Genomic DNA, 24,832 nt, shown 5'->3' on the forward strand with positions numbered 1-24,832 from the left:
ACCACGTGGAAGCGGAACCGGGAAGCGATTACCGTCGGTAGACGTGCGCTCCCTCCCCCTGAGCGACCCCGGCACTCCCGACGTCTCCTCCCCCACCCGGTTCCTGCTGCGCACGGCGGCGCAGCAGTGGCGACCGATGGTGGCGGGATCGGCGATCGGCACCGTGTGGTTGCTGTCCCAGGCCGTCCTGCCCGCCGCCATCGGGCGGGCCGTCGACGCCGGGCTCGTCGGGCCGGACGGGCAGGGGGACGCGGCCGCCCTCACGCGCTGGTCCCTGCTGGTGCTGGCCCTCGCCGTCGTCACCGCCTGGGCCGCGATCGTGCGCCACCGCTTCGGCGTGACGAACTGGCTGACGGCCTGCTTCCGGACGCTGCAGCAGGTCGGGCGCCACACCGCCCGCGCCGGCACCGCGGTGACCGCTGAGCTGCCCCAGGGCGAGGTGCTCGCCTCCATCGCCTCCGACGGCCCCCGCCTGGCCGACGCCTTCGACGTCACCCAGCGCGCCGTGGCCTCGGTCGCGGCCGTGGTCGTCGTGGCGGTGCTCGTGCTGCGCACGTCGGTGCCCATCGGACTCGTGATCCTCATCGGCGTCCCGGTCGTCATGGCGCTGCTGCTGCTCGTCCTGCGCCCGCTGCAGGAACGGCAGCGGTTGCACCGCAAGCTGTCCGGGGAGCTGACCTCGATCGGCACCGACACCGTCCGCGGGCTGCGGATCCTGCGCGGCATCGGCGGCGAAGAGGTCTTCCTCGACCGGTACCGCGTCAAGAGCCAGCAGGTGCGCGCCGCCGGCGTGCGGGTGGCGACGTGGGAAGCGGCCCTGGAGGCGCTGCAGATCCTCGTGCCGGGCCTGCTCGTCGCCTCGCTCGTGTGGGCCGGCGCCCGGGCCACCGCCCGCGGCGACGTCACCCCCGGCGAGCTCGTCGCGCTCTACGGGTACGCCGCGTTCCTCACGTCCCCGCTGCGGATGCTGGTGGAGACGGCCGACAAGTACGTCCGCGCGCTCGTCGCGGCGCGCCGCCTCATCACCCTGCTGGAGGTCCCGGCCTCGGTCGTGGACCGTCCCGGGGCGGCCGCGACCAGCCCCGGCGGGACGCTGGCCGACCCCGAGTCCGGCGTCACGGCCGCTGCCGGCCGGCTCACGGCGGTCGTCTGCGACCCGCCGGAGGACGCCGCCCTGCTGGCCCGGCGCCTGGCCCGCTTCGACGACGACACCCGCGCCACGTTCGGCGGCGTCCCGCTGCGGGACCTGTCCGTGGCCGAGGTCCGCGCGCGGGTCCTGCTCGCCGAGGACGACGCCCAGCTGTTCAGCGGGACCATCCGCGAGCAGGTCGACCCCGAGCACGTCCACGACGACGCCGAGGTCCTCGCGGCCCTCGAGGTCGCCGACGCGCGCGACGTCCTCGACCTCGTCGACGGCGGGCTGGCCGGCACCGTCACCGAACGCGGCCGGTCGCTGTCCGGTGGTCAGCGCCAGCGCCTGGCCCTGGCCCGCGTGCTGGCCCGCGACCCCGAGGCGCTCGTGCTCGTCGAGCCCACGAGCGCCGTGGACGCCCACACCGAGGCCCGTATCGCCGGTCGCCTGCGGCGGGCGCGCGCGGGACGCACCACGGTCGTCGCGACCGCGAGCCCGCTCGTCCTGCCCGAGGTGGACGACGTCTGCTGGGTCCGCGACGGCCGCGTCGTCGCCACCGGCCGGCACGCCGACCTGCTGGCCACCGACCCCGGCTACCGCGTCTTCGTCACCCGCGACGCCGCCGCCCCCGCTCCGGACACCGTGCCCGCACCCCGGACCCACCACCGCACGTTCGAGGAGCACCCGTGAGGACCACGCTTCCCGTCGCCGACCGCGAGCACGTCCTGCGCGACGTCCGGCGGCTGTTGCGCGAGCACCGCGACCCGGGGCTGCGCATGCTCGCGCTGCACGCGCTGGCGGCCGTCGCGGGCCTGACCGGCCCGTTCCTGCTGGGCCGCCTCGTCGACGACGTCGTGGGCGCCGTCCGCGACGGCACCGCCTTCGAGGTCGTCGCGCGCCGCATCGACATCGCCGTGGCGGTCCTCGTGGCCGCGGTCGTGGCGCAGGCCGTCCTGGCGCGGCTGGCGCGCAAGCGGTCGCTCGTCCTGGCCGAGGGCGTGTTCGCGCAACTGCGCGAGGAGTTCCTCACCCGCGCCACCGCCCTGCCGCTGTCGGTCGTGGAGCAGGCCGGGACCGGGGACCTCGTCTCGCGCACGACGAACGACGTCGACGCCCTCAGCTACACCGTGCGGTACGGGGCGCCGGCGATCCTCGTCGCGTTCGTGACGTCGGTGCTGACCGTCGTGGCGGCGGTGTTCTCCGGACCGCTCGTGGCGCTCGCGATCCTCGCGGGTTTCCCCGGGCTGTTCTTCGCGACCCGCTGGTACCTGCGCCGGGCGCCGCAGGGGTACGCCGCCGAACGCGCCGAGTGGGGCCGGATCTCCACGACGCTGGGCGAGAACGTCGAGAACGTCCGCACCGTCGAGGCGCTCGGCCTGGCCGAGCACCGGGTGCGGCTCGTCGACGACGTCATCGGCTCGACCGTGCGCCGGGAGCGCTACACGTTGTCCCTGCGCACCGTGTGGTTCCCGAGCATCGAGATGTCCTACCTCGTGCCCGTGGTCGTCGCACTGCTGTGGGGCGGTTTCCTCGTCCGGCACGACCTGCAGACGATCGGCCAGGTGACGACGGTCGTCCTCTACCTGCGCCAGCTCGTCGGTCCCGTCAACGAACTCCTGGCCTGGTGGGACGAACTCCAGGTCGGGCAGGCCAGCTTCGCGCGCGTCGTCGGGTTGTCCGCCGTGGAACCCGACCGCACCCAGCTGCCGGCGCAGCCGGCGTCCGACGTCGTCCAGGCCGACGCCGTCGGGTTCGCCTACACCCCCGGACGGCCTGTGCTGCACGGGGTCTCCCTCGAACTCGAACCCGGCGAACGCCTCGCGGTCGTCGGGCCGACCGGGGCGGGGAAGTCCACGCTCGGGCGGTTGATCGCCGGCATCAACGCCCCCAGCGACGGCAGCGTGCAGGTCGGTGGCGCCGAGGTCACGGGGCTCCCGCTCGACGAACTGCGCTCGCGCATCGCCCTCGTCACGCAGGAGCGGCACGTGTTCGCGGCCTCGCTGCACGACAACGTGGCCCTCGCCGCGCCGACTTCCTCGCAGGAGGAGGTGCTCGAGGCGCTCGCGGCCGTCGACGCCCGGGACTGGGTGCTCGCGCTGCCCGACGGGCTGGACACGGCCGTCGGGGAGAACGGGCTGCCGCTCTCGGCGGCGCAGGCCCAGCAGGTCGCGCTCGCGCGGCTCGTCCTGGCCGACCCGCACACCCTCGTCCTGGACGAGGCGACGTCCCTCCTGGACCCGAACGCGGCGCGGCACCTCGAACGCTCCCTCGCCGCGGTGCTGGAGGGACGCACGACGGTGGCGATCGCGCACCGCCTGCACACCGCGCACGACGCGGACCGCATCGCGGTCGTGGAGGGCGGACGCATCACCGAACTCGGCACGCACGCCGAACTCGTCCACGCGGGGGGTTCCTACGCGCACCTGTGGCGGAGCTGGCACGGGGAGGGGTAACCTCGACGGGTCACAGCTCAGGGCCCTGGTGCGCTTGTGGTGGGGAGGCGCACCCACGAGGCTGGAGCCTGTCCGTGAGCACGACCACCACCCCTGCCACCGGCCTGCGTTCGCGCTACGCGCGGCTGCCGCAGATCGCTGGGCCCGCCTACCTCCCCGTGACGGCGCTGGGACGCCTGCCGATCACGATGGTGCCCCTCGCCGTGCTGGGGCTCGTCACGGCCTCGAGCGGTTCGGTCGCCGTCGGCGGTCTCGCCAGCGCGGCCGCCGCGATCGGTGAGGCCGTCGGTGTCCCGGTCGTCGGCTGGTTCGCGGACCGCCGCGGACAGCGCGCCGTCCTGCTCACGGTGGTCGTCCTGCACCTGCTGGCCCTCGCCGGGCTGTTCACCGCCCTGGGCGCGGCCGGGACTCCCGTCGTGCTGGCGGCCGCGGCCGGCGTCGGGCTGACGCTGCCGTCCGTCAGCGGGTTCTCCCGCGCCCGGTGGTTGCGCATGACGTCCGACCGCGACGACCTGTCGACCGCGTTCGCCGCCGAAGGCACCATCGACGAGGCCGCGTTCATCCTCGGCCCCGCCCTCGTCGGCGTGGTCGGCGTCCTGGGGAACCCGGCCGCCGCGCTGCTGACGTCCGCGGCGCTGACGTCCGTCTTCGTCACCGCCTTCGCCTGCCACCGCAGCCACCGGCACACCGCACCCGTCCCGCGGGACACCGCGCGTCCTCACGTCCGGGTGCCGTGGACCGTCGTCGTCCCCGTCCTGGCCATGGTGTGCATGGGCGCGACCTTCGGCGCGACCCAGACGGGCGTCACCGCTGCGGCGGAACGCATCGGCTCGCCCTCGCTGGGTTCGCTCGTGTACGCCGTCTCCGCGATCGGGTCGACCGCCACGACCGTCTGCCTCGTGCTCCTGCCCGAGCGCTTCGGGCTGCGGGCCCGGTGGATCGCCTGCGGGCTGGGGCTGCTCCTCGGGGCCGGACTCATGGCCGCGACGGCCACCCACCTCGGCGCGCTGACGGGCGCGGTCCTCGTCATGGGGTTGTTCGTCGGTCCCGCCCTGGTGACGGTCAACACGGTCGCCGCGCGGCTCGTGCCGGCAGACCGCGGGGCGTTCCTCATGGCGCTGCTGAACTCCGGCGTCGTGCTCGGCGTCGCGGCCGGCGCCTCCCTCGGCGGGGCCTTCGCCGAGCACGCCGGCCCCGCGGCCGGGTTCGGCGTCGTCGCGGTGGCCGGCGCGCTGCTCGCGGTGACCGCCGTGGCGGCCCCGCTCAAGCGGTGAGTCTCAGGCGCTGAGCTCGCTCGGGTCGACGCCCGTCCACTCGACCGAGCGCGCCCACAGCCAGGCGGCGTCGGAGGTGTCGTAGGCGTGCGGGCTGGCGGGGACCAGGACGGGGAAACCCCGCCACTCCTGCCGCCCGCCCGGGCCGAAGTACTCCCCGCCCACGACCTCGGGGTCCGTCGCGGCGCGCAGCAGCGGCCAGGCCCCGAGGGCCGCCGACTGCCCCACGGCCCGCCCCAGCACCTGCGCGAACGCCTCGCCGACGCGGTTCCCGCTCAGCGGCGTCATCTTCCACAGGTTCGTGTCGGACAGCCCCGGGTGGGCCGCCACGGACACCAGGGGCGCGCCGACGGCGATCGCCCGGCGCTGCAGCTCGAAGGCGAACAGCAGGTTCGACAGCTTCGACTGCCCGTAGGCCAGCCACTTCTGGTAGCTGCGCTCGCTCTGGTAGTTCCCCCGGTTCAGGCGGCCGAACTTGTGGGCCACGCTGGCGACGCTCACCACCCGGCCCCCGCCGCCGGCGAGCAGCGCCGGCAGCAGCAGTCCGGTGAGGGCGAAGTGGCCGAGGTGGTTCGTCCCGACCTGCGTCTCGAAACCGTCCACGGTGCGGCCGAACGGCGGCACCATGACGCCCGCGTTGTTGACGAGGACGTCGATGCTGGAACGGCGGTGCAGGACGTCCGAGGCGGCCCGCCGCACGCTGGCCAGGTCGGCCACGTCGAGGGAAACCAGTTCGACGTGCGGGTCGACACCGGAGTTGCGGACCTCGGCCTGCAGCTGGGCCACCGCGGCCCGGCCGCGCTCGGCGTTGCGGCAGGCCAGCAGGACGTCCGCACCGCGACGGGCGAACTCCGTCGCCACGTGGAACCCCAGTCCGGAGTTCGCGCCGGTCACCAGGACGGTGCGCCCCTCCTGCCGGCCCATCGCGTCAGGCGTCCAGGGGGTGCTGTCCGGGTGGCTCACGGGTCTCCTCGCGGGGCGGTCAGGCGGGCTGGTACGGCGAGACGACGACCTCGATGCGCTGGAACTCCTTGAGGTCGGAGTACCCCGTCGTGGCCATCGACCGTCGCAACGCGCCCATGAGGTTCGTGGTTCCGTCGGCCACCCGGCCGGGGCCGTTGAGGATCTCCGCCAGCGGGGCCGTCGTGCCGACGCGGACGCGCTCGCCGCGCGGCAGGACCGCGTGGTGGGCCTCCGGGCCCCAGTGCCAGCCGCGGCCCGGGGCCTCGGTGGCGCGGGCCAGGGACGCCCCGAGCATCACGGCGTCCGCACCGCAGGCGATGGCCTTGACGATGTCGCCGGACGTCCCGACGCCGCCGTCGGCGATGACGTGGACGTACCGGCCGCCGGACTCGTCCATGTAGTCGCGGCGGGCGGCCGCGACGTCGGCGACAGCCGAGGCCATCGGCGCGTGGATGCCCAGCGCGGTGCGCGTGGTGTGCGCCGCTCCCCCGCCGAAACCGACGAGGACGCCCGCGGCGCCCGTGCGCATGAGGTGCAGCGCAGCGGTGTAGCCCGCCGCGCCGCCCACGACGACGGGGACGTCGAGCTCGTAGATGAACCGCTTGAGGTTCAGGGGTTCGGTCGTGCCCGAGACGTGCTCGGCCGACACCGTGGTCCCGCGGATGACGAAGAGGTCCACGCCCGCGTCGACGACGACCTTCCAGAACTCCTGCGTCCGCTGCGGGGACAGCGCACCCGCGACCGTCACGCCGGCGGCGCGGACCTCGGCGAGGCGGCTCGTGATGAGCTCGGCCTTCACCGGTTCGGCGTAGATCTCCTGCATGCGCGGGATCGCGACGGCCGGGTCGAGGGCCGCGATCTCGGCCAGGAGGGGTTCGGGGTCCTCGTACCGGGTCCACAGACCCTCGAGGTCCAGGACGCCGAGACCGCCGAGCTGCCCCAGCGCGACGGCCGTGGCCGGCGAGGCGACCGAGTCCATCGGCGCGCTCATCACGGGGATGTCGAAGTGGTACGCGTCGATCTGCCACGTCGTGGAGACGTCCTCGGGGTCGCGCGTGCGACGGCTCGGGACGACGGCGATGTCGTCGAAGCTGTAGGCGCGTCGCCCCCGCTTGCCGCGGCCGATCTCGATCTCAGACACGGCAGCAGGCTACCCGCCCCGGGCCGCGCGTCCGTCCGCGCGACCCGGGTCCGGGGCCCGTCGGGTCAGCGCCCGCTGTAGTTCGGCGCCTCGACCGTCATCTGGATGTCGTGCGGGTGCGACTCCTTCAGCCCCGCCGGCGTGATGCGCACGAAGGTGCCGTTCGCCTGCAGCTCGGGGACCGTGCGGGCGCCGGAGTAGAACATCGACTGCCGCAGTCCGCCGACGAGCTGGTGCGCGACGGCGCCCAGCGGACCGCGGTAGGGCACCTGGCCCTCGATGCCCTCGGGCACGAAGCGGTCGTCGGAGGCGACGTCGTTCTGGAAGTAGCGGTCCTTGGAGAACGACCGGCCGCCCTGACGGGTCTGCTGAGCGCCCAGGGACCCCATGCCGCGGTAGCTCTTGAACTGCTTGCCGTTGATGAAGACCAGCTCGCCCGGGCTCTCGTCGCAGCCGGCGAGCAGCGAGCCGAGCATGACGGTGTCCGCGCCCGCGACGAGGGCCTTGGCGATGTCGCCGGAGTACTGCAGCCCGCCGTCGCCGATGACCGGGACGCCCGCCGGCTTGGCCGCCTTGGCGGCCTCGTGGATCGCGGTGACCTGCGGGACGCCGACGCCGGCGACCACGCGGGTGGTGCAGATCGAGCCCGGGCCCACGCCGACCTTGATGCCGTCGACGCCCGCGTCCACGAGGGCCTGCGCGGCGGCGCGCGTCGCGACGTTGCCGCCGACGACGTCCACGTGCGCGGCGACCGGGTCGCTCTTGAGGCGGGAGATCATCTCCAGCACCGCGCGGGAGTGGCCGTGGGCCATGTCGACGACGAGCACGTCGACCCCCGCGTCGACGAGGCCCATCGCGCGCTTCCACGCGTCCTCGAAGATGCCGATGGCGGCGGCCACGCGCAGCCGGCCGTCCGCGTCCTTGGTGGCGTGCGGGTACTGCTCGGACTTCACGTAGTCCTTGACCGTGATGAGGCCGGTGAGGCGGCCGCGGCCGTCGACGATCGGCAGCTTCTCGATCTTGTGCTCGCGCAGCAGCTGCATCGCGTCGTCGGCGGAGACGCCGACGGGGGCGGTGACCAGCGGCGCCTTCGTCATGACGTCCCGGACGGGCCGGGTGAAGTCGGACTCGAACCGCAGGTCGCGGTTGGTGACGATGCCGACGAGGGTGCCGTCGGGGTCGACGACGGGCACGCCGGAGATCCGGTAGCGACCGCACAGGGCGTCGACGTCGGCCAGCGTCGCGTCCGGCGTCGTCGTCACGGGCTGGGTGACCATGCCGGACTCGGACCGCTTGACGAGGTCGACCTGGGCCGCCTGCTCCTCGGCGGACAGGTTGCGGTGCAGCACACCGAGACCGCCCTGGCGGGCCATCGCGATGGCCATCCGCGACTCGGTGACCGTGTCCATCGCCGAGCTCAGCAGCGGGATCCGCAGGCTGACGCGCTTGGAGACCCGCGTCGAGGTGTCGACCTCGGACGGGATGACGTCGGACTCACCGGGCAGCAGGAGGACGTCGTCGTAGGTCAGGCCCACGAAGCCGAAGGGGTCGTGTGCGGACGTCTGTCCGTCGGGGATCTGCGCGCTCACCCCCACGATTCTACGAGCCGGAGGTGACCGCGGAGTCCGTGGTGGCGGCGGGGTCCCCGCCGTCGGTCGACGAGCCCGGCACCGGCGCCTCGCCCGTGGTGGGCGAGGGCTCGGCGACGACGGGCAGCGTCGGCGCGACGACGACCGGGAGCGTGGGCGTGACGACCGGGTCGGTGGTGCCGGGGTCGCCGGTCGCGCCCCCGCCCGCACCGTCCGTCGACGTGGGCGTCGGCGTGGCGCCCGTCTCCCCCGTCGGCGTCGAGCCGTCCGTGGGCGTGCCGGTCCCCGAGTCGGTCGGGGCGCCCGTGGGCGTCCCGGTGCCGGAGTCCGTCGGAGTCCCCGTGGGCGTGCCCGTGGGGGTCCCCGTCGAGCCGCCCGAGGACGGGTCCGGCGTCTGCGTGACCGGCGGGTCCGTGGTGACGGGCGTCGACGGCGCGCCCGTGCCACCCCCGGCGGGCGGGTTCTGGACGACGGGCGGCGGCGTGGGCGTCACCGGGGTCACGGGCGTCGACGTGCGCGGCGGGGTGCTGCCCGTCGCCGGGTCGCCGGCCGCCGGGGTCGAGGGGCTGGGCGTCGACGGGGCCGACGTGGCCGTGCCCGTCGTGCGACCGGGCTGCAGCGGCACGCGCCACGTGTTCGGCGACGGGGTGGGCGTCACCGTCGCCACGTCGACCAGCGAGGTGCCCGTCGGGGACGGCGACGCCGTCGGCGACCCCGTCGAGGAGCCCGTCGGGACGGCGCCGGCGACGCTGTCGAGGTCGTCGTCCTCGAGGGCGGCGAGGACCTGCTGGACCTGCTGCACGACCGTCGGGTCCACCGAGGTGTCGTCGAGCTGGCGCTGGAGGTACTTCAGCCGCGCCTTGGCCCCCTCGCTGTCGCCCGCGAGCGCCGCGGCCTGGGCCTGGACGATCTCGCGCTGGGCGCGCTCGGTCGGCGACCCGGCGAAGACGCTGAAGACGGTGTCCGGGAACCACCCCGGCAGCTGGGAGGCGATCGAGGCCGACACGGACCCGTTCGGCCCGCCGAGCGGGCTGACGCTGGTGGCGGCCGCGGCGGCGGTCCCCCCGAGGAGCGTCAGGACCGCGGCGGCCGCGACGGTGCCGCGGCCGAGGCGCTGGATCGTGCGGCGCCGGGCCAGCAGGACCCGCGGAGCCGGGACGTGGGCCGGCTCGTGCTCGAGCTCGGCGTCGAGGTCCGGCAGCTCGACGGGGCGGACACCGGCGGTCTCGGGGTCGGCGTGCAGGGCGTAGGAGTCCAGCAGCCGGGCGACGGCGTCGGCGAGGTCACCGCCGGTGGCCTCGTGGCGGCCGAGCCGGTCCAGCAGCGCGTCGGTGGCCAGGAGGTCGGGCACGGAGAAGGAGTTGTCGTCCACGGTCCCCCCTCCCAGCTCGAACTCGTCGTGCGCGTCGTCGTTCGTGTCGTCGTGCGTGTCGTCGTTCGTGGTCGACCCCTCCGGGGTCAGACCGGCCTCCCCGCGCACGCCGCGCAGGTGGCCCCGGCGTCGACCCGTGGGCCCGCCGGTCGTGTCCCCGCTCACGGCGCCACCTGCAGGGAGGTGTCCTCGAGGGCGGTCTTGCGCAGCTTCTGCATGGCGCGGTGCTGAGCGACGCGCACGGCCCCGGCCGTCATGTCCAGGGCGCGGCCCGTCTCCTCGGCCGACATGCCCGCCCCCACCCGCAGCGTGATGATCTCCCGCAGCTTGGGCGGCAGCGTGTCGAGCAGCCGGCCGACGGTCTGCGCGTCGAAGGCGTCGAGGGCCAGCTGTTCGGGGCCCGGCTCGGCGGTCGCGGCGTCGGGGACGTCGTCGGTCGGGACAGGGGCGCGGTAGGAGGCACGCTGGGCGTCGGCGACCTTGTTGGCCGCGATGCGGTACACGAACGCCTCGAACGGGCGTCCCGTGTCCTTGTAGCGGGGCAGGGCCGTCAGCACGGCGATGCACACCTCCTGTGCCGCATCCTCTGCGGCGTGATCAGCTCCGGGCAGGCGCCCGAGCTTGGCCCGGCAGTAACGGTGGACGAGGCGGCGTACCGCTGCCAGGAGGTCGGCGACAGCGCCCTGTTCCCCTGACAGAGCACGAGCCGCCAGTGCCTGGAGCCCCCCGGCTTCCGAACTGTCCATCGCTGTGGGGCGACCGGGCGTTACACCCTGCGTCGTTCCCGCTGGGTGCCGGGTCCCCGCTCCCCCCTCGTCGTCGTCCTGGCCGGAGTCCTGCGCGGAGTCCTGGTCCTCGTCGAGGTCCTGATCGGCGGCCGCGACGTCGACCTGAAGGTCTGCCGGGGTCCCGGGGTGCGCGTCGATGCGCAGTCCGTCCAGGGTCCCGGGGTCGCCGTCGACCTCCAGGCCCGCGGGGGACCGTTCAACCCGGGGGGTGTCGGGCACGACGACGGCACCGACCTCACGACCGCCGTCACGTCCGACGTCCGTGCGTCGGGTGTCTGCGTCGGACCGGCCGCCGCGCGCATCGACGGACTCGTCGCCCCCCGGGCTCACCTGCCTACCGTACGAGACCCCAGCGGAATCCCACAGCCACCGCCTGAGCACGGTCCGCCGCCTCGAGCTTGCGGAACAGCCGCCGCGCGTGCGTCTTCACCGTGTCCTCGGACAGGAACAGCTCGCGCCCGATCTCGGCGTTGCTGCGCCCGCGGCTCATGCCGACGAGCACCTGCTGCTCCCGCTCGGTCAGCACCGGCGCGCGGCCGGTGAGGACGGCGCGGGTGCGGCCGCCACCACGACGGCGGCTGACGTCCTGCAGCGCCTGGAGGACGGCCGTGGCCAGCTCCTCGCGGGACACGTCCTTGACCAGGTAGCCGCGCGCACCGGCGGCGACCGCGCGGGCCACCCCGTCGCCGTCCTCGGCCATCGTGGCCATGAGGACGTTCGCCTCCGGGTGACGGGCGAGCAGCCGGCGGGCGGCCTCCACGCCACCGATGCCGGGCATCCGCACGTCCATGATCACCAGCGAGGGCCGCTCGACGGGCCACCGCTGCAGAGCCTCTTCGCCCGAGCCCGCACCCACGACGCGGGTCACGCCCGGGACGGCCGCCACCATGCGTCGCATGGCCTCGCGGGCCAGCGGAAGGTCGTCGCAGACCAGTACCGTTGCCACCACTGAACCTCTTCCCTGTGTGGGTGGAGCAAGGCCGTCCGTGGCCCTGCCGTGCCGCACGTCCTGCACGTCACGGAAGAGTTGTCGGCACGCTGTGGACCCGACCTGAGCAGCGGACCGGACGAAGACCGGAGAAGACTGGACCGGCGCCTGCTGGTCGTGCTAAGGGCGTCTAGAAGAGGGTCTCGGTCCCGCTGGTCGGCTCAGGCGGAGACGGCCTCGGCGCACGCGGCGACCGCGGCGGTCAGCCCCACGACGGGCACCAGGTCCCGCTCCGGGCCGCGCGCCTGGCCGCGCGCCCGCTCCAGGTCGGCCACGAGCTCCTCGCCGCCGAGGACGACCACCAGCGGCGCCGGGCGGACCCGCAGGACGTCGGCGAGACCGGGCAGGACGTCCTCGCGCGAGGTCGCGCCGGGGGCGACGAGCAGGAGCGCCGGCGGCCGCACGCGGCGGACGGCCGCCGCGAGCATCCGCCCGGGCACGCCGTCCCCGACGCTGCGGGCCCCCGTGCCCTGCTCGGCCAGCGCGGCGGCGGCGGCGAGCAGCACGGGCGTGCGGTCGCGGTCGTCGGCGGTGCCGGCCCCGGCGAGCAGGACGGCGCGCTCCCCGTCGGCCGTGGGCAGCGCCGACAGGGCCCGCGCGACGGCGGCGTGCATGGCGGCGTCGCGGGCGGCCGAGGCGGGCCCGAGGACCTCGTCCCAGGCGTGCGCGACCCCGCGGGCCCGGACCTCGTCGGCGAAGCGGTCGGCCAGGCTCGCGACGGCCCAGTCGTCCTCGTCGAACGCGGGACGTCCGGCGGCGTGCCCGTGCGCCCGGGCGGTCGGGCGCTCCTCGGCGTCCTCGGACTCGTCGGGGCGCCCGGCCTCGGCGACCTCCGTGGCCCCGGCGACGTCCGTGGCGTCCGAGAGCGTGCTCGCGGCGGCGTGCGGGACCAGGCCGGACGTGGGACCGGCGATGGCGGCGGCGTCGGTGACGGCCGCCTCGATGACCGCGCTCGGGATGGTCGAGACGCTGGCCAGGGCGAACCCGCCGTCGGCGACGGCCGTCGTCGCCGCGAGCTGGGCGGCCTCGGCCGGGGCCACGCCCTCCAGCGTCAGTCGCCGCATGACCACCAGGCGGGCGAGGTCGGACGCGGAGTAGCGCCGGTGCGCGCCCGCGGTGTGCTCCGACGGCCCGAGTCCGTAGCGCCGGTCCCACGTCCGCAGCGTCGCGGGAGCGACCCCGAGGCGGCGCGCGACGGCGGCCACGGTGAGGGTCATGCGCGGTGCGGGCGGCACGGAGGCACCCTGACCGGCGGGGTCGACAGCGGAGGGCATGGGACGAGTCTGTCGCCGCGCGCCGCGCCGCGCCACTCACCCCACCGCGTCAGCGCTGTTCAGGGTTGTTCAGCGGGCGGTCCGGGTTGTTCCGGCGTGGGTCCCACGTGGCTCCGACGTCGTCCGCCCCGTTCCGCTGGCGGTGACACCGGATCTCTGCACCTTGTTCACGCCTGGTTCAGGGAGTTGTTCACCAGACCGGGGACCACCGCGCCACCGGTCCGGACCCGTTCCTGACCCGATCGGGGACGACTTTCGCCCAGGGGCTTGAACAACTTCTGACGCGGTTGTAGCTTCATGGTCAGACGCACCGCCAGTCAGCACGATCCCCCCAGCGAGGAGCACACCACCATGGCCGAGATCTCCCGTCTCCCCGGACCCGTCGCCGACGTCTGGGAGTGGCAGCTGGACGGCTCCTGCCGCGAAGCCGACCCGAACCTCTTCTTCCACCCCGAGGGTGAGCGGGGCCCCGCCCGCCGCAACCGCGACGCGGCCGCCCAGGCCATCTGCGGTGGGTGCCCCGTCCTGGAGCAGTGCCGCAAGCACGCGCTGAAGGTCCGTGAGCCCTACGGCGTGTGGGGCGGCATGACCGAGGACGACCGCGAGGCCGTCTACGCCACCGAGCGTCGCCGCGGGATGCGCATCGCCGGCTGACGCCCTGCTCCACCCCGTGCGCGGTGTGGTGCGGCGCACGGACCGGCCGGTGGGCCGGGACAACGCTGGGAACGACGAAGGGCCCGGCTCCCCCAGGGGAGCCGGGCCCTTCGCGCGTTCGGCGAGGAAGGTCAGTGGCCGTGGCCGTGACCGTGACCCGCAGCGGCGGGCTCCTCCTCCTTCTTGTCCACGACGAGCGTGTCGGTGGTGAGCACCATCGACGCGATCGAGGCGGCGTTGCGCAGCGCGGAGCGCGTCACCTTGACCGGGTCGAGGACCCCGCCGGCCAGCAGGTCGACGTACTCGCCGGTGGCGGCGTTGAGGCCGTTGCCCGGCTCCAGCGAGCGGACCTTCTCCACGACGACGTAGCCCTCGAGGCCGGCGTTCTCGGCGATCCAGCGCAGCGGCTCGGAGGCCGCCTTGCGGACGAGCGCCACACCGGTCGCCTCGTCGCCGACGAGACCGAGGTTGTCCTCGAGCACGGAGACGGCGTGCACCAGGGCGGAGCCGCCGCCGGCGACGATGCCCTCCTCGATCGCGGCGCGCGTCGCGGAGACGGCGTCCTCGATGCGGTGCTTCTTCTCCTTGAGCTCGACCTCGGTGTGCGCGCCGACCTTGATGACGACGACACCCCCGGACAGCTTGGCGAGGCGCTCCTGCAGCTTCTCGCGGTCCCAGTCGGAGTCCGTGCGCTCGACCTCGGCCTTGATCTGGGCGACGCGGCCGGCGATGTCGTCGGCCGAGCCGGCGCCGTCGACGATCGTCGTGTCGTCCTTGGTGACCGTGATGCGGCGGGCGGTGCCCAGCGCGTCGAGGTCGATCTGGTCGAGCTTGAGGCCGACCTCCTCGGCGACGACCTGCGCGCCGGTGAGGGTGGCGATGTCCTGCAGGATCGCCTTGCGGCGGTCCCCGAAGCCGGGGGCCTTCACCGCGACGGCGTTGAAGGTGCCGCGGATCTTGTTGACGACCAGGGTCGACAGCGCCTCGCCGTCGACGTCCTCGGCGATGATCAGCAGCGGCTTGGAGACCTTGAGGACCTTCTCCAGCAGCGGCAGCAGGTCCTGGACCGTCGAGATCTTGCCCTGGTGCACGAGCACGTAGGCGTCCTCGAGGACCGCTTCCTGACGCTCGGCGTCGGTGACGAAGTACGGGGAGATGTAGCCCTTGTCGAACTGCATCCCCTCGGTGAAGTCCAGCTCGAGGGCGGTCGTGGAGGACTCCTCGACCGTGATGACGCCGTCCTTGCCGACCTTGTCGAACGCGTCGGCGAGCAGGTCGCCGACGCTCGCGTCCTGGGCCGAGATCGTCGCGACGTGGGCGATGTCGCCCTTGCCGTCGACGTCGCGGGCCAGCGACAGGAGCTTGTCGTTGACGGCCTCGACGGCCTTGTCGATCCCGCGCTTGAGGCCGGAGGGGGCCGCGCCGGCCGCGACGTTGCGCAGGCCTTCCTTGACGAGGGCCTGGGCCAGGACGGTCGCGGTGGTGGTGCCGTCACCGGCGACGTCGTTCGTCTTGGTGGCGACCTCCTTCGCGAGCTGCGCGCCGAGGTTCTCGTACGGGTCCTCGAGCTCGACCTCGCGGGCGATGGTGACGCCGTCGTTCGTGATCGTCGGCGCCCCCCACTTCTTGTCGATGACGACGTTGCGGCCCTTGGGGCCGAGGGTCACCTTGACGGCGTTGGCGAGCGCGTCGACACCGCGCTCGAGGGACTTGCGGGCGCTGTCGTCGAACGAGAGCTGCTTGGCCATGTCTTCTTCCTTCCGTGGACGTGCGCAACGAGGGACGCCCCGGGCACCCGAGATCGGGTGCCCGGGGCGTCAGGACCTCTGGTCGGTTACTTGGCGACCTTGGCGAGGACGTCGCGCGCCGAGAGGATCAGCAGCTCGTCGCCGCCGTACTTGACCTCGGTGCCGCCGTACTTGGAGTAGATGACCTTGTCGCCGACGGCCACGTCGACCGGCACGCGGTTTCCGTTGTCGTCCACGCGACCCGGGCCCACGGCCAGGACTTCACCCTCCTGGGGCTTCTCCTTGGCGGTGTCCGGGATGACGAGACCGGAAGCGGTCGTCTGCTCCGCGTCGAGCGGCTTGACGACGATGCGGTCCTCGAGCGGAGTGATGGAGACCGACACTGGTGCGGCCCTCCCCTTCTGCTTCAGCGAACTGGCGTACGGGACGGTCGGAACGTGGGGAGCGGACGACCGTCGTCGCGGGTGCCGGGCGGCCGCTGCCCCGTTGGCACTCCCCACCGGGGAGTGCCACCGACGCTGCGCGAGACGCTAGCACTCAGGCCTGCCGAGTGCCAGACGCAGGGGTGCTCTGGGAGCATCGACCGGGTGAACACCGCCGACGTCGACGCCCTGCGGTCCCCGGCGGGCCGCGCCCTGCTCGCCGAGCTGGCCGGGACGGCCGGCGAGGACCCCGTGGCGCTGGCCACCCGGCTGCGGCGTGCGGGCCACGACCCGGCCCTGGCCGCCCTGGCCACGACCCAGTCCCGGTTGCGGGCCAAGGCCGCCGCCAAGTTCGGGGACCGGGCCCACGACCTGCTCCTCACCCCCGCCGGCACCGAGCAGGCCACCCGCGCCGTCGTCGCCCGCGAGCACGCCCGCCGCTTCGCCGCGGCGGGGGTCGCCCGGGTGGCCGACCTCGGCTGCGGCGTCGGCGCCGACTCCCTGGCCTTCCTCGACGCGGGGCTCGCCGTCCTGCCCGTCGACGCCGACCCGGTCACGGCGGCCGTCGCAGAGCACAACCTCGGCGTCCCCGTCCGCTGCGCCGACGTCACCGCCGGGGTCGTGGACGAGCTCGGGGAGGGCGACGGCGCGTGGTTCGACCCGGCCCGCCGCACCTCCGGGGGGCGCCGGGTCTTCGACCCCGAGGCCACGTCCCCGCCGCTGTCGTTCGTCCTGGCGACGGCCGCCCGCGTGCCGGCCACGGGCGCCAAGCTCGCGCCGGGTCTGCCGCACGACCTGGTCCCGGCCGGCGCCGAAGCCCAGTGGACCTCGGTCGACGGCGAGGTCGTCGAGTGCGCGCTGTGGTGCGGCCCGCTCGCCGTGCCCGGCACCGGCCGCAGCGCCCGCGTCGTGCGCGGCGCTGACGTGGTCGAACTCGACGACACCGACCTGCCCGGTGCCGAGGTGGGCGCGGTCGGCGGGTTCCTGCACGAACCCGACGGCGCCGTCATCCGCGCCGGGCTCGTGGGCCGGGTCGCGGCCGACCTCGGGGGCCGGCTCGTCGACGAGACGATCGCCTACGTCACGACGGACGACGCGGTCTCCTCTCCCTTCGTCCGCTCGTTCCGGGTCCTGGACGTGCTGCCGTTCGGGCTCAAGAGCCTGCGGGCGCACCTGCGCTCCCTCGACGTCGGTGCGCTGACGGTCAAGAAGCGCGGGACCGCGGTGGACCCCGACCAGCTGCGCAAGCAGCTGGCGCTCAAGGGGTCCCGGCCGGCGACGATCGTTCTGACGCGCGTGGCGGGCCGGCAGAGCGTGCTGGTGGTGGACCCCGTCAGCTGATGCGTGCGCGCAGGACGAGCGCGTCGACGTCGTCGGGCTGGTAGTACCGGGCGCGCCGGGCGATCTGCTCGAACCCCTCGCTGCGGTAGAGGTTCTGCGCCGGCTCGTTGTCGGCCCGCACCTCCAGCAGCAGGTGCGTCGCCCCGGCGTCGACCGCGCGGGCGCGCAGTTCCCGCAACAGCGCGCGGCCCGTCCCCCGGCCCTGCTGGTCACGGGCCACGCCGATGGTCTGGACGTCGGCGTCGGCCCCGGCGACGACGATCCCGCCGTAGCCGACGACCCGTCCGTCCTCCTCGGCGACGAGGAAGCGCCGGTTCGGCTGCGCGAGTTCCCCCCAGAACGCCTCGACGCTCCAGGCGCCGCGGCCGAACAGGTCGCTCTCCAGGGCGTGCACGTCGGCGACGTCCCACCAGCGCATGTCCCGCAGGACTGCGCCGACGGGTCCGGTCAGGTCCAGGGCCAGGCACCGGCGCGGCCACGCGTCGAGACCCAGCTCGGCCTCGTGCGCGCGCAGGGCCCGCAGCTGCGGGCCGGGGTCGCCCACGTCCGCGAACCCCAGCCGCCGGTAGTACGGCGCGTTCCACGGCACGTCGGCGAAGGTCGTCAGCGTCAGCGCGGGACGGCCCTCCTCACGGGTGACGTCGGCGGCCAGCTCGAGCAGGCGCCGGCCGATCCCGCGGCGGGCGTGTCCGGGGTGGACGCTGACCTGTTCGACGTGGCCGTTCCCGTCGACGGGTTCGACGGCGAGGAGCAGGTACCCGACGACCGCACCGGTTCCCTCGTCGACCGCCACCCACGCCCGGCCCGCCGCCTGGTGCGCGGCGAGCACGTCGAGGGTGGGCGGGTCGTCGTCGGCGACGGCCGCCATGCCGAGGCCCCGGAACGACTCCCCCGCCGCGCGTTCGACGTCCTGCAACCGCGGCAGGTCGGACGGTGCGGCGGGTCGCAGGGCGACCGCGACGGGTTCCTCCACGCCCGCAGTCTGCCGCCCTTCCCCAGCGCGACGCACGGTGGTTCGCTGGAACGGTGGGCGCACCGGCGCAGGTCCTGGACTGGTTGCTGGACTGGTTGCTGGACTCCGACCCCGCACTGCGGTGGCAGGTCGAGCGCGACCTGGCGGAGGCACCCCCGGCCGTGTGGGAGGCCACGCGTGCCCGCGTCCCGCACGAGGGGTTCGGCGCGCGCCTGCTCGCGCTGCAGGACCCCGACGGGCGGTGGGCCGGTGGCGCGTTCTTCCCCGCGGACGCGGACCCGTCCGGCCCGCAACCGTTCACGGCCACGACGTGGGTCCTGAACTCGCTGCGGGAGTGGGGGGTCGACCCCGGGGCGCTGGGCGACACCGCGGACCGGCTGGCGCACGCGCGGTGGGAGTACGACGACCTGCCGTACTGGGGCGGGGAGGTCGACTGCTGCATCAACGCGTGGACCCTGCTCAACGGCGGCTGGCTCGGGGTGGACGTCAACGGCCTGGTCCGGTGGTTCGAGGAGCACCGGATGGCCGACGGCGGGTGGAACTGCGCGTGGGTCGAGGGGTCGACGCGGTCCTCGTTCCACTCCACGCTCGCCGCGGTCCGGGCGCTGCGCGACGCCCAGCGCCGCACCGGGGCGACCCCGTCGGCCGCCGCGGGCGAGGAGTACCTGCTGGAACGCCGCCTGCTGCGCCGGGCGAGCACGGGGGAACTGCTCGCGCCCTGGGTCACCGACCACACGTACCCGTTCCGCTGGGGGTACAGCGCCTTGAACGCCCTGGACCACTTCCGCGACGTCGGGGTGCGGGACGACCGGATGGCCGAGGCCGTGGAGGTCGTCCGGTCGCAACGGCGGACGGACGGCCGGTGGACGCGGTCGGGCCGGTTCCCCGGCGCGGTCCCGTTCGAGGTCGACGCGCCCGCCGGGGAACCCTCGCGCTGGGTGACCTTCCTCGCCCTGCGCGTCCTGCGCTGGTGGGATGCCTGACCCCGCGCTCAGGCTTGCGTCCGGTCCCCCGCCCCGTCGCGCACGTCGACGAGCAACCGGTCGGCCCGGAGCCGGAACCGCTTGGTGCCCCACATCATCACCGCGGCCAGGAACGGCAGGACGCCGAGCGCGGCGACACCGAGCGCGTCCGACCCCGTGCTGGAGGCGACGAACTCCCGCAGGTTCGGGGCCACGAAACCCCCGAGGTTCCCGAGGGAGTTGATGAGCCCGATGCCCGCCGCCGCGGCCGCGCCGGTGAGGAACGCCGTCGGGTAGGACCAGGTGATCGGCCCGATCGACAGGAACGACGCCACCGCGACGGAGATGCAGACGATCCCGACGAGCGCGTACCCGCTCGCTCCCGCGGCCGCCGACCCGATGACGAACACGCCGGTGCTGACGAACAACCACGTGCCCCACGTGCGGCGACGGCGGACCGTGGTGGCGTGCCGGCCGACGAAGTAGCAGGCGAACATCCCGACGAACCACGGCACGGCGGTGATCAGCCCGACCTGCCAGCCGACGTCGCGTCCCGTCAGCCCCGCCACCTGCGTCGGGAGGTTGAACGTCACACCGTAGACCGCGATCTGCAGGCAGAAGTAGACGACCGTGAAGTACCAGACCCGACCGTTGCGCATCGCCGCCCAGACCCCGCCGGGACCGTCGGCCGAGCGGAGGTCGTCCTCCTCGGCCATGGCCTGCCGCAGCGCGCCCTTCTCCTGCTCGGACAGGAACGTCGCCTGCTGCGGGGAGTTCACGAGGGCGAAGATCGCGACGATCCCGGCGACCACCGCGAGGCCGCCCTCGACGGCGAACATCAACTGCCAGCCCGCGATCCCGTCGACGGAGTCGCCGAGGCTGATGAGGACGCCGGACAGCGGTGACCCGACCATCTGCGAGAACGGCTGCGCCAGGTAGAAGATGGCGAACATCCGGACGCGGTGGGCGTTCGGGAACCACTCGGCCAGGTACATGATGATGCCGGGGAACAACCCCGCCTCGGCGACGCCGAGGAGGAACCGCAGGACGATGAACGACGTCTCGCCCTGCACGAAGGCGAAGCACGCCGAGACGATCCCCCACGTGATGGCGATGCGGGCCAGCCACGCCTTGGCCCCGAACCGGCGCAGCGCGAGGTTGCTGGGGATCTCGAAGATGGCGTAGCCGATGAAGAACACGCCGGCCCCGAACGCGTAGGCCGCGGCAGAGATCCCGCGGTCCAGTTCCAGGGCCCGCTCGGCGAAGCTGACGTTCGTGCGGTCCAGGAACGAGACCACGTAGAGGACGACGATCATCGGCATCAGCCGGCGGGAGGCCCGCCGGACGGCCGACTCCAGGACAGGGTTGCTGACCGCTGCAGGCACGGGCGGGACCTCCTCGTCGAGACTTCCCAGACCCCGGCACGCTACGCCGTGACGCGTTTGCGCGCTCCCGGTGCCACGGCGTCCGGCCGGCGCAGGTAGAGGGGTTCGGGCGGCAGGAGTTCCAGGGCGCCGCGGCCGGCGAGCGCGTCGACGACGACCTGGGCCAGCGCGCCGCCGTCGACGTCGAACGGGCCGCGCTCCCCGCCGAGGAGCTCGGGGTACAGCCGGGTGCCGGCCCCGACGACGGGGACGTCGACCACCACGTCGGCCGGGCGCAGGACGTCCGGGCCGGCCGTGCGCCGCACCCCGTCCCCTCCGCCGACGACCAGGTAGCGCGCCGTGTGGACCTCGCGGCGGCGGGCGTCGGTGGCGACGAGGAACTCCCCGCTCACGCCCTCGGCGACGGCCGCGGCGGCCAGCGCGTCGAGGGAGCAGACGCCGTGCACGCGCGCCCCCCAGGCCAGGGCGAGGGTGCGGGCGGTCGCGATCCCGACGCGCAGACCGGTGTAGGGGCCGGGGCCCACGCCGACGGCCACGTCGGTCACGTCCCGGCGTTCGCGGCCCGCGGCGCGCAGCACCTGCGCGACGGTCGGCACGAGGACCTCGTTGTGGCTGCGGGCCGTCCCGGCCCGGGCGGAGGCGAGCACCCGCTCCCCGTCGTGGACGGCGACCGCCACCCCGTCGGTCGCGGTGTCGAGGGCGAGCAGCAGCACGTCCGGGAGTCTAGGACGGTCCGGGGACCGTCCCGCCGGGGTGGTCGGTAGGGTGGCCGGTGGGGTGGTCGGGGTGGGAACGGCGGCGCGCGAACCGGACCGAGGCGGCGAACACCGCCGGCGCGTCACGGTCCGACGTCAGCTCGTGGAAGCTGTTGGCGTACACCACCTCCGAGACCTCGGCCGAGGACACCCCGGCCAGGACGGCGCGCGCGGAGGCGGCGGGCACGACGTGGTCGACGCGCGAGCGCAGGAGCAGCAGGGGCTGCCGGACCAGCGCGAGGTCGCGCCGCACGTCGCGCCACCCCGCGGCCTGCGAGACGAGCGCGCGCAGCGGCGTCGTGTCGTAGGCCAGCACCTGCACGGACGTGTCCTGCAGGTCGCCCGCCACACCCGGCCAGCGCGGCAGCACCCGGCCCAGCACCTGGACCGCCGCGAGCTTCCAGGGCTCCAGGAGGACGGCGGGGTTGGCCAGGACGAGGCCGTGCACGCGGTCGGGGCGCAGCTCGGCCAGCCGCAGCGCCAGTCCGCCGCCCATCGAGATGCCGGCCACGAGGACGACCTCGTGGTCCAGCCGGTCCAGCGCGGCCTGCGCCGCCCCGAGCCAGTCGGCCCACGTCGTGCGGTCGCAGTCGGCGGCGGTGGTGCCGTGCCCGGGCAGCAGCGGGACTTCCACGTCGAACCCGGCGGCGTGGAACTCCTCCGCCCAGGCGGCCACCGACAGCGGGGTGGCCGTGAAGCCGTGCAGGACGAGCACTCCCGTCCGAGGCCGGACGGCGTGCCGCCGGGAGAAGCCGTGGACGCGGTCGTCGTCGGTCCGCCCGGCCAGCGTGTCCTGCCGTCCGCTCACGAAAGGTCCACCCCCGCCCAGCGCTCGCCGACGGCGCGCACGACCGCGCGCCGCGGTTCGACGGGGGCCTCGGCCTCGGCCCCCGCTCCGTCGGAGGAGGGGGCCGCCCCGGTGGGGCGCAGCAGGTCGACCTCGAGCCGGTCCCCCGCGATCTCCTCGACGAGCCCGCGTCCCCACTCCACGACGGTCACGGCCTCCTCGGCCGCGGTGTCGAGGTCGAGGTCGTCGACCTCGGCGAGGGACCCGAGGCGGTAGGCGTCGACGTGGACCAGCACCGGCCCGCCGACGAGGGACGGGTGCTCGCGGGCGATGACGAACGTCGGGGACGTCACCGGCCCCCGGACGCCGAGCGCGGTCGCGAGCCCGCGGGTGAACGTCGTCTTCCCGGCGCCGAGGTCCCCCGACAGCAGGACGAGGTCCCCCGCGCGCAGCACCCTCCCCACGCGCTCGCCGAACGCCGCCGTCTCCTCGGGCGTCCGCAGCAGGTGCTCGGTGCTCACGCGCGCCTCCGGCGTCCGCGGCGGGCCAGGGGGACGACGACCTCGTGCGCCGCGGCCGGCGGACCCGACGCGTCGGCGGCCCGGGCCAGCAGCCGCTCGAGCCGGGACGTCACGACCCCGGGGTGCTCCAGCATGACGAGGTGCCCGGCCCCGCGGACGAGCACGTGCTCGGCCTCGGGCAGGGCGTCGGCGATCTCCCGGCCGTGCGCGGCGGGGGTCATGAGGTCCCGCTCGGCAGCCACGACCAGGACGGGCCGGCCCGCCAGGCCCGCGAGCGCCTCCCGCTCGTCGAGGGTGGCGAAGGCGGGCAGCAGGTCGGCGATGACGTCGACGGGCGTCTGGGCCATCATCCGGGCGCTGAGCCGGACGAGCTCGGGGGCGACGGGCCCGGCGAAGCTCCAGTGCCGCACGAGCCGCTGCTCGAGGTCGGCCCCGGCGCGGCGGCTGCGTTCGAGCACCTCGTAGCGTCCGCCCGCGCGTTCCAGGGCCAGTTCGGCCCAGTGCACGAGGTGGTGTCCGAGCAGCGGCAGCCCGTGGTCGACGGCCGCGAGCCCGCCCGCCGAGGTCGCCACGAGGGCCACCGCGGCGATCCGGGGCAGCAGGTCGGGCCGGCGCGCCGCGAGCTCCATGACGGTCATGCCGCCCAGGGAGTGCCCGACGAGCACGACGGGCCCCTCGGGGACGACGGCGTCGATGACCCGTCCGAGGTCGTCGGCGAGGCGGGCGACGCCGACGGGTCCGTCGGGGCCGCGGCCGGACCGGCCGTGGCCGCGCAGCTCGGGCAGGACGAGCCGGTACCGGCCGCGCAGCGCGAGGCGCTGGAGGTGCCAGCAGTCGGCCGTCAGGGCGTACCCGTGGCACAGCACGACGGTCGGAGCGGGACCCGTGCCGGCGGTGGCCGGGCGGTCGAGCTCGTCGACCTCGACGTGCAGCCGGGCGCCGTCGTCGGTGACGACCTCGACGGGGCTGCCGGTGAGAGGGAGCAGTTCCTCGCGCCGGTCGCTCGCGCGACGGCGCAGGGGGCGCCGCCGGACGGGCAGCGTCGGGAGGGCGGGCAGGGTGGGCCTCACGCGGGCACCTCCGGGGGCTGCGGGACGCCGGCCGTCCCGGTGTGGCGGCGGGGGACGCGGGCGCCGATGCGGGTGACGACCTCCCAGGAGATCGTCCCGGCGGCCTGCGCCCAGTCGTCGGCCGTGGCCTCCCCGGCGCTGCCGGGACCGAAGACGACAGCCGGGTCCCCGGGCAGCGCCACCTCGTCACCGAGGTCGACGACGACCTGGTCCATGCAGACGCGGCCGGCGATGCGGCGCCGCGCCCCGGCGACGAGGACCTCCCCGGAGTGCTTCCCGTCCCAGGAGGCGTGCCGCGGGACGCCGTCGCCGTAGCCCAGCGGCACCAGGCCGAGGGTCGTGTCGGCGGGCACGGTGTAGGTCAGGCCGTAGGAGACGCCCGCCCCGGCCGGCACCCGCCGCACGTGCGCGAGCCGCGCGGCCAGCGTCATCGCCGGGACGAGGCCGAGCTCGGCCCCGGACGCGAGGTCCGGGGCGGGGCTGAGGCCGTAGACGGCGAGGCCGGCACGGACGAGGTCGTAGCGCGCCTGCGGGACGAAGAAGGCGGCGGCCGAGTTCGCGTGGTGGCGCAGGCCCGGGTCGACGCCGTGCTCTCGAGCCGTCGCGAGCGCCCCCTCGAAGGCCGCGAGCTGGGCCGGCACCGACGGGTCGGCCGGGACGTCGGCGCTGGCGAAGTGCGCCCAGGTGCCGCGGACCTCGACGTCGCCCGCGTCGACGTGCTTCGCGACGGCGTCCAGGAGCGCGGGCCACTCGGCCGGGGAGGAGCCCCCGCGGGACATCCCGGTGTCGACCTCCAGGTGGACGCGGGCGCGCCGGCCGCTCGCCCGGGCCGCCGCGACGACGGCCTCGAGGGACCAGGTGGCGGCCACGGACAGGTCGACGCCGGCCTCGACGGCGGGCAGGAGGTCGGTGCCGGGCGTGAGGATCCAGGCGAGCACGTCGGCCTCGATCCCCGCGTCCCGCAGGGCCAGCGCCTCGTGGACGTGGGCGACGCCGAGCCAGCTCGCGCCACCGGCGAGGGCCGCGCGGGCGACGGGGACGAGGCCGTGCCCGTACGCGTCGGCCTTGACGACGGCCATGACGGCGGCCGGGGCGACGCGGCTCCGCACGACACCGACGTTGTGCGCGACCGCGTCGAGGTCGACGAGCGCCACGGCCGGCAGGTCGGTGGGCAGCTCGGTGGGCAGGTCCACGTCCTCGACGGTACCCGCGCCCCCACCGGTCCGGCCCGGCGCCCGTC

22 protein-coding genes and 1 pseudogene are annotated in these 24,832 nt (G+C 75.0%); 6 read left to right on the plus strand and 17 right to left on the minus strand.

The annotated features are described in order from the left end of the window. Positions 1-43: 43 nt before the first annotated feature. The 3 genes from ACFEMC_RS17625 to ACFEMC_RS17635 all read left to right on the plus strand — a co-directional run bounded on the left by ACFEMC_RS17625 (position 44) and on the right by ACFEMC_RS17635 (position 4,859). On the plus strand, positions 44-1,822 hold the full coding sequence (locus ACFEMC_RS17625) for an ABC transporter transmembrane domain-containing protein (protein WP_380170851.1): 1,779 nt from the start codon (positions 44-46) through the stop codon (positions 1,820-1,822). Further along, entirely contained in the window at positions 1,819-3,585 is a 1,767-nt protein-coding gene (locus ACFEMC_RS17630) for an ABC transporter ATP-binding protein (protein WP_380170852.1), read from the plus strand. The genes ACFEMC_RS17625 and ACFEMC_RS17630 overlap by 4 nt, the downstream gene beginning before the upstream one ends. A 74-nt stretch (positions 3,586-3,659) precedes the next feature. After that, positions 3,660-4,859 carry an MFS transporter gene (locus tag ACFEMC_RS17635; protein WP_380170853.1) on the plus strand — a complete coding sequence of 400 codons (1,200 nt, stop codon included), beginning with the start codon at positions 3,660-3,662 and terminating at the stop codon, positions 4,857-4,859. A 3-nt stretch (positions 4,860-4,862) separates the two neighbouring features. Here the strand turns inward: ACFEMC_RS17635 and ACFEMC_RS17640 are convergent, their stop codons facing one another. The 7 genes from ACFEMC_RS17640 to ACFEMC_RS17670 form a co-directional block, all read right to left on the minus strand. Then, on the minus strand, positions 4,863-5,822 hold the full coding sequence (locus tag ACFEMC_RS17640) for an oxidoreductase (protein WP_380170854.1): 960 nt from the start codon (positions 5,820-5,822) through the stop codon (positions 4,863-4,865). Positions 5,823-5,841: 19 nt separating this feature from the next. After that, positions 5,842-6,963 carry a GuaB3 family IMP dehydrogenase-related protein gene (locus ACFEMC_RS17645; RefSeq protein WP_380170855.1) on the minus strand — a complete coding sequence of 374 codons (1,122 nt, stop codon included), beginning with the start codon at positions 6,961-6,963 and terminating at the stop codon, positions 5,842-5,844. Between the two features lie 65 nt (positions 6,964-7,028). Continuing rightward, positions 7,029-8,552: an IMP dehydrogenase gene (gene guaB, locus ACFEMC_RS17650; RefSeq protein ID WP_367636879.1), complete on the minus strand. Its 1,524-nt coding sequence runs from the start codon at positions 8,550-8,552 to the stop codon at positions 7,029-7,031. A 10-nt stretch (positions 8,553-8,562) separates the two neighbouring features. Next, positions 8,563-10,089 carry a hypothetical protein gene (locus ACFEMC_RS17655; RefSeq protein WP_380170856.1) on the minus strand — a complete coding sequence of 509 codons (1,527 nt, stop codon included), beginning with the start codon at positions 10,087-10,089 and terminating at the stop codon, positions 8,563-8,565. Next, positions 10,086-10,670, minus strand: coding sequence for an RNA polymerase sigma factor ShbA (shbA, locus tag ACFEMC_RS17660; protein WP_380176862.1), 585 nt, complete (start codon positions 10,668-10,670; stop codon positions 10,086-10,088). Before shbA ends, ACFEMC_RS17655 begins: the two co-directional genes overlap by 4 nt. Before the next feature lie 376 nt (positions 10,671-11,046). Next, positions 11,047-11,658, minus strand: a complete 612-nt coding sequence (locus ACFEMC_RS17665; RefSeq protein WP_380170857.1) for a response regulator — start codon at positions 11,656-11,658, stop codon at positions 11,047-11,049. Between the two features lie 203 nt (positions 11,659-11,861). Beyond that, positions 11,862-12,917: a MerR family transcriptional regulator gene (locus ACFEMC_RS17670; protein WP_380176864.1), complete on the minus strand. Its 1,056-nt coding sequence runs from the start codon at positions 12,915-12,917 to the stop codon at positions 11,862-11,864. Positions 12,918-13,325: 408 nt separating this feature from the next. Between ACFEMC_RS17670 and ACFEMC_RS17675 the strand changes: the two genes are divergently transcribed. Next, a complete protein-coding gene (locus tag ACFEMC_RS17675) occupies positions 13,326-13,628 on the plus strand; it encodes a WhiB family transcriptional regulator (RefSeq protein WP_367636875.1) in 303 nt (100 codons plus the stop codon). A 131-nt stretch (positions 13,629-13,759) separates the two neighbouring features. Here ACFEMC_RS17675 and groL read toward each other — a convergent pair whose 3' ends face one another. Beyond that, positions 13,760-15,376: a chaperonin GroEL gene (gene groL / locus ACFEMC_RS17680; RefSeq protein ID WP_380170858.1), complete on the minus strand. Its 1,617-nt coding sequence runs from the start codon at positions 15,374-15,376 to the stop codon at positions 13,760-13,762. An 86-nt stretch (positions 15,377-15,462) separates the two neighbouring features. Continuing rightward, positions 15,463-15,759: a co-chaperone GroES gene (gene groES, locus ACFEMC_RS17685; RefSeq protein WP_012084928.1), complete on the minus strand. Its 297-nt coding sequence runs from the start codon at positions 15,757-15,759 to the stop codon at positions 15,463-15,465. Between the two features lie 204 nt (positions 15,760-15,963). Between groES and ACFEMC_RS17690 the strand changes: the two genes are divergently transcribed. Continuing rightward, the gene (locus ACFEMC_RS17690; RefSeq protein WP_380170859.1) at positions 15,964-17,139 is read left to right on the plus strand and encodes an SAM-dependent methyltransferase; all 1,176 of its coding nucleotides are present in this window, start codon (positions 15,964-15,966) and stop codon (positions 17,137-17,139) included. Here the strand turns inward: ACFEMC_RS17690 and rimI are convergent. After that, positions 17,132-17,557: a ribosomal protein S18-alanine N-acetyltransferase gene (rimI, locus tag ACFEMC_RS17695; RefSeq protein WP_380176866.1), complete on the minus strand. Its 426-nt coding sequence runs from the start codon at positions 17,555-17,557 to the stop codon at positions 17,132-17,134. The genes ACFEMC_RS17690 and rimI overlap by 8 nt on opposite strands. 42 nt (positions 17,558-17,599) lie before the next feature. Next, a pseudogene (locus tag ACFEMC_RS17700) lies at positions 17,600-18,088 on the minus strand (GNAT family N-acetyltransferase); the annotation flags it as partial. Between the two features lie 77 nt (positions 18,089-18,165). Here ACFEMC_RS17700 and ACFEMC_RS17705 point away from each other — a divergent pair. Next, on the plus strand, positions 18,166-19,095 hold the full coding sequence (locus ACFEMC_RS17705) for a squalene cyclase (protein ID WP_380170860.1): 930 nt from the start codon (positions 18,166-18,168) through the stop codon (positions 19,093-19,095). Positions 19,096-19,103: 8 nt separating this feature from the next. On the opposite strand, the gene ACFEMC_RS17710 is transcribed toward ACFEMC_RS17705, so the two are convergent. From ACFEMC_RS17710 to alr, 6 genes are read right to left on the minus strand one after another with little or no spacing between them, the layout of a single operon-like run. Beyond that, positions 19,104-20,459, minus strand: coding sequence for an MFS transporter (locus ACFEMC_RS17710; protein ID WP_380170861.1), 1,356 nt, complete (start codon positions 20,457-20,459; stop codon positions 19,104-19,106). A 41-nt stretch (positions 20,460-20,500) separates the two neighbouring features. After that, the gene (gene tsaB, locus ACFEMC_RS17715) at positions 20,501-21,172 is read right to left on the minus strand and encodes a tRNA (adenosine(37)-N6)-threonylcarbamoyltransferase complex dimerization subunit type 1 TsaB (protein WP_380170862.1); all 672 of its coding nucleotides are present in this window, start codon (positions 21,170-21,172) and stop codon (positions 20,501-20,503) included. Positions 21,173-21,182: 10 nt separating this feature from the next. Next, on the minus strand, positions 21,183-22,022 hold the full coding sequence (locus tag ACFEMC_RS17720; RefSeq protein ID WP_380170863.1) for an alpha/beta hydrolase: 840 nt from the start codon (positions 22,020-22,022) through the stop codon (positions 21,183-21,185). Next, the gene (tsaE, locus tag ACFEMC_RS17725; protein ID WP_380170864.1) at positions 22,019-22,522 is read right to left on the minus strand and encodes a tRNA (adenosine(37)-N6)-threonylcarbamoyltransferase complex ATPase subunit type 1 TsaE; all 504 of its coding nucleotides are present in this window, start codon (positions 22,520-22,522) and stop codon (positions 22,019-22,021) included. Before tsaE ends, ACFEMC_RS17720 begins: the two co-directional genes overlap by 4 nt. Beyond that, the gene (locus ACFEMC_RS17730; protein ID WP_380170865.1) at positions 22,519-23,592 is read right to left on the minus strand and encodes an alpha/beta hydrolase; all 1,074 of its coding nucleotides are present in this window, start codon (positions 23,590-23,592) and stop codon (positions 22,519-22,521) included. The genes tsaE and ACFEMC_RS17730 overlap by 4 nt, the downstream gene beginning before the upstream one ends. After that, positions 23,589-24,785: an alanine racemase gene (gene alr, locus ACFEMC_RS17735; protein WP_380170866.1), complete on the minus strand. Its 1,197-nt coding sequence runs from the start codon at positions 24,783-24,785 to the stop codon at positions 23,589-23,591. Before alr ends, ACFEMC_RS17730 begins: the two co-directional genes overlap by 4 nt. Positions 24,786-24,832 lie beyond the last annotated feature (47 nt).

Source organism: Kineococcus sp. DHX-1 (assembly GCF_042473625.1).
GTDB lineage: Bacteria > Actinomycetota > Actinomycetes > Actinomycetales > Kineococcaceae > Kineococcus.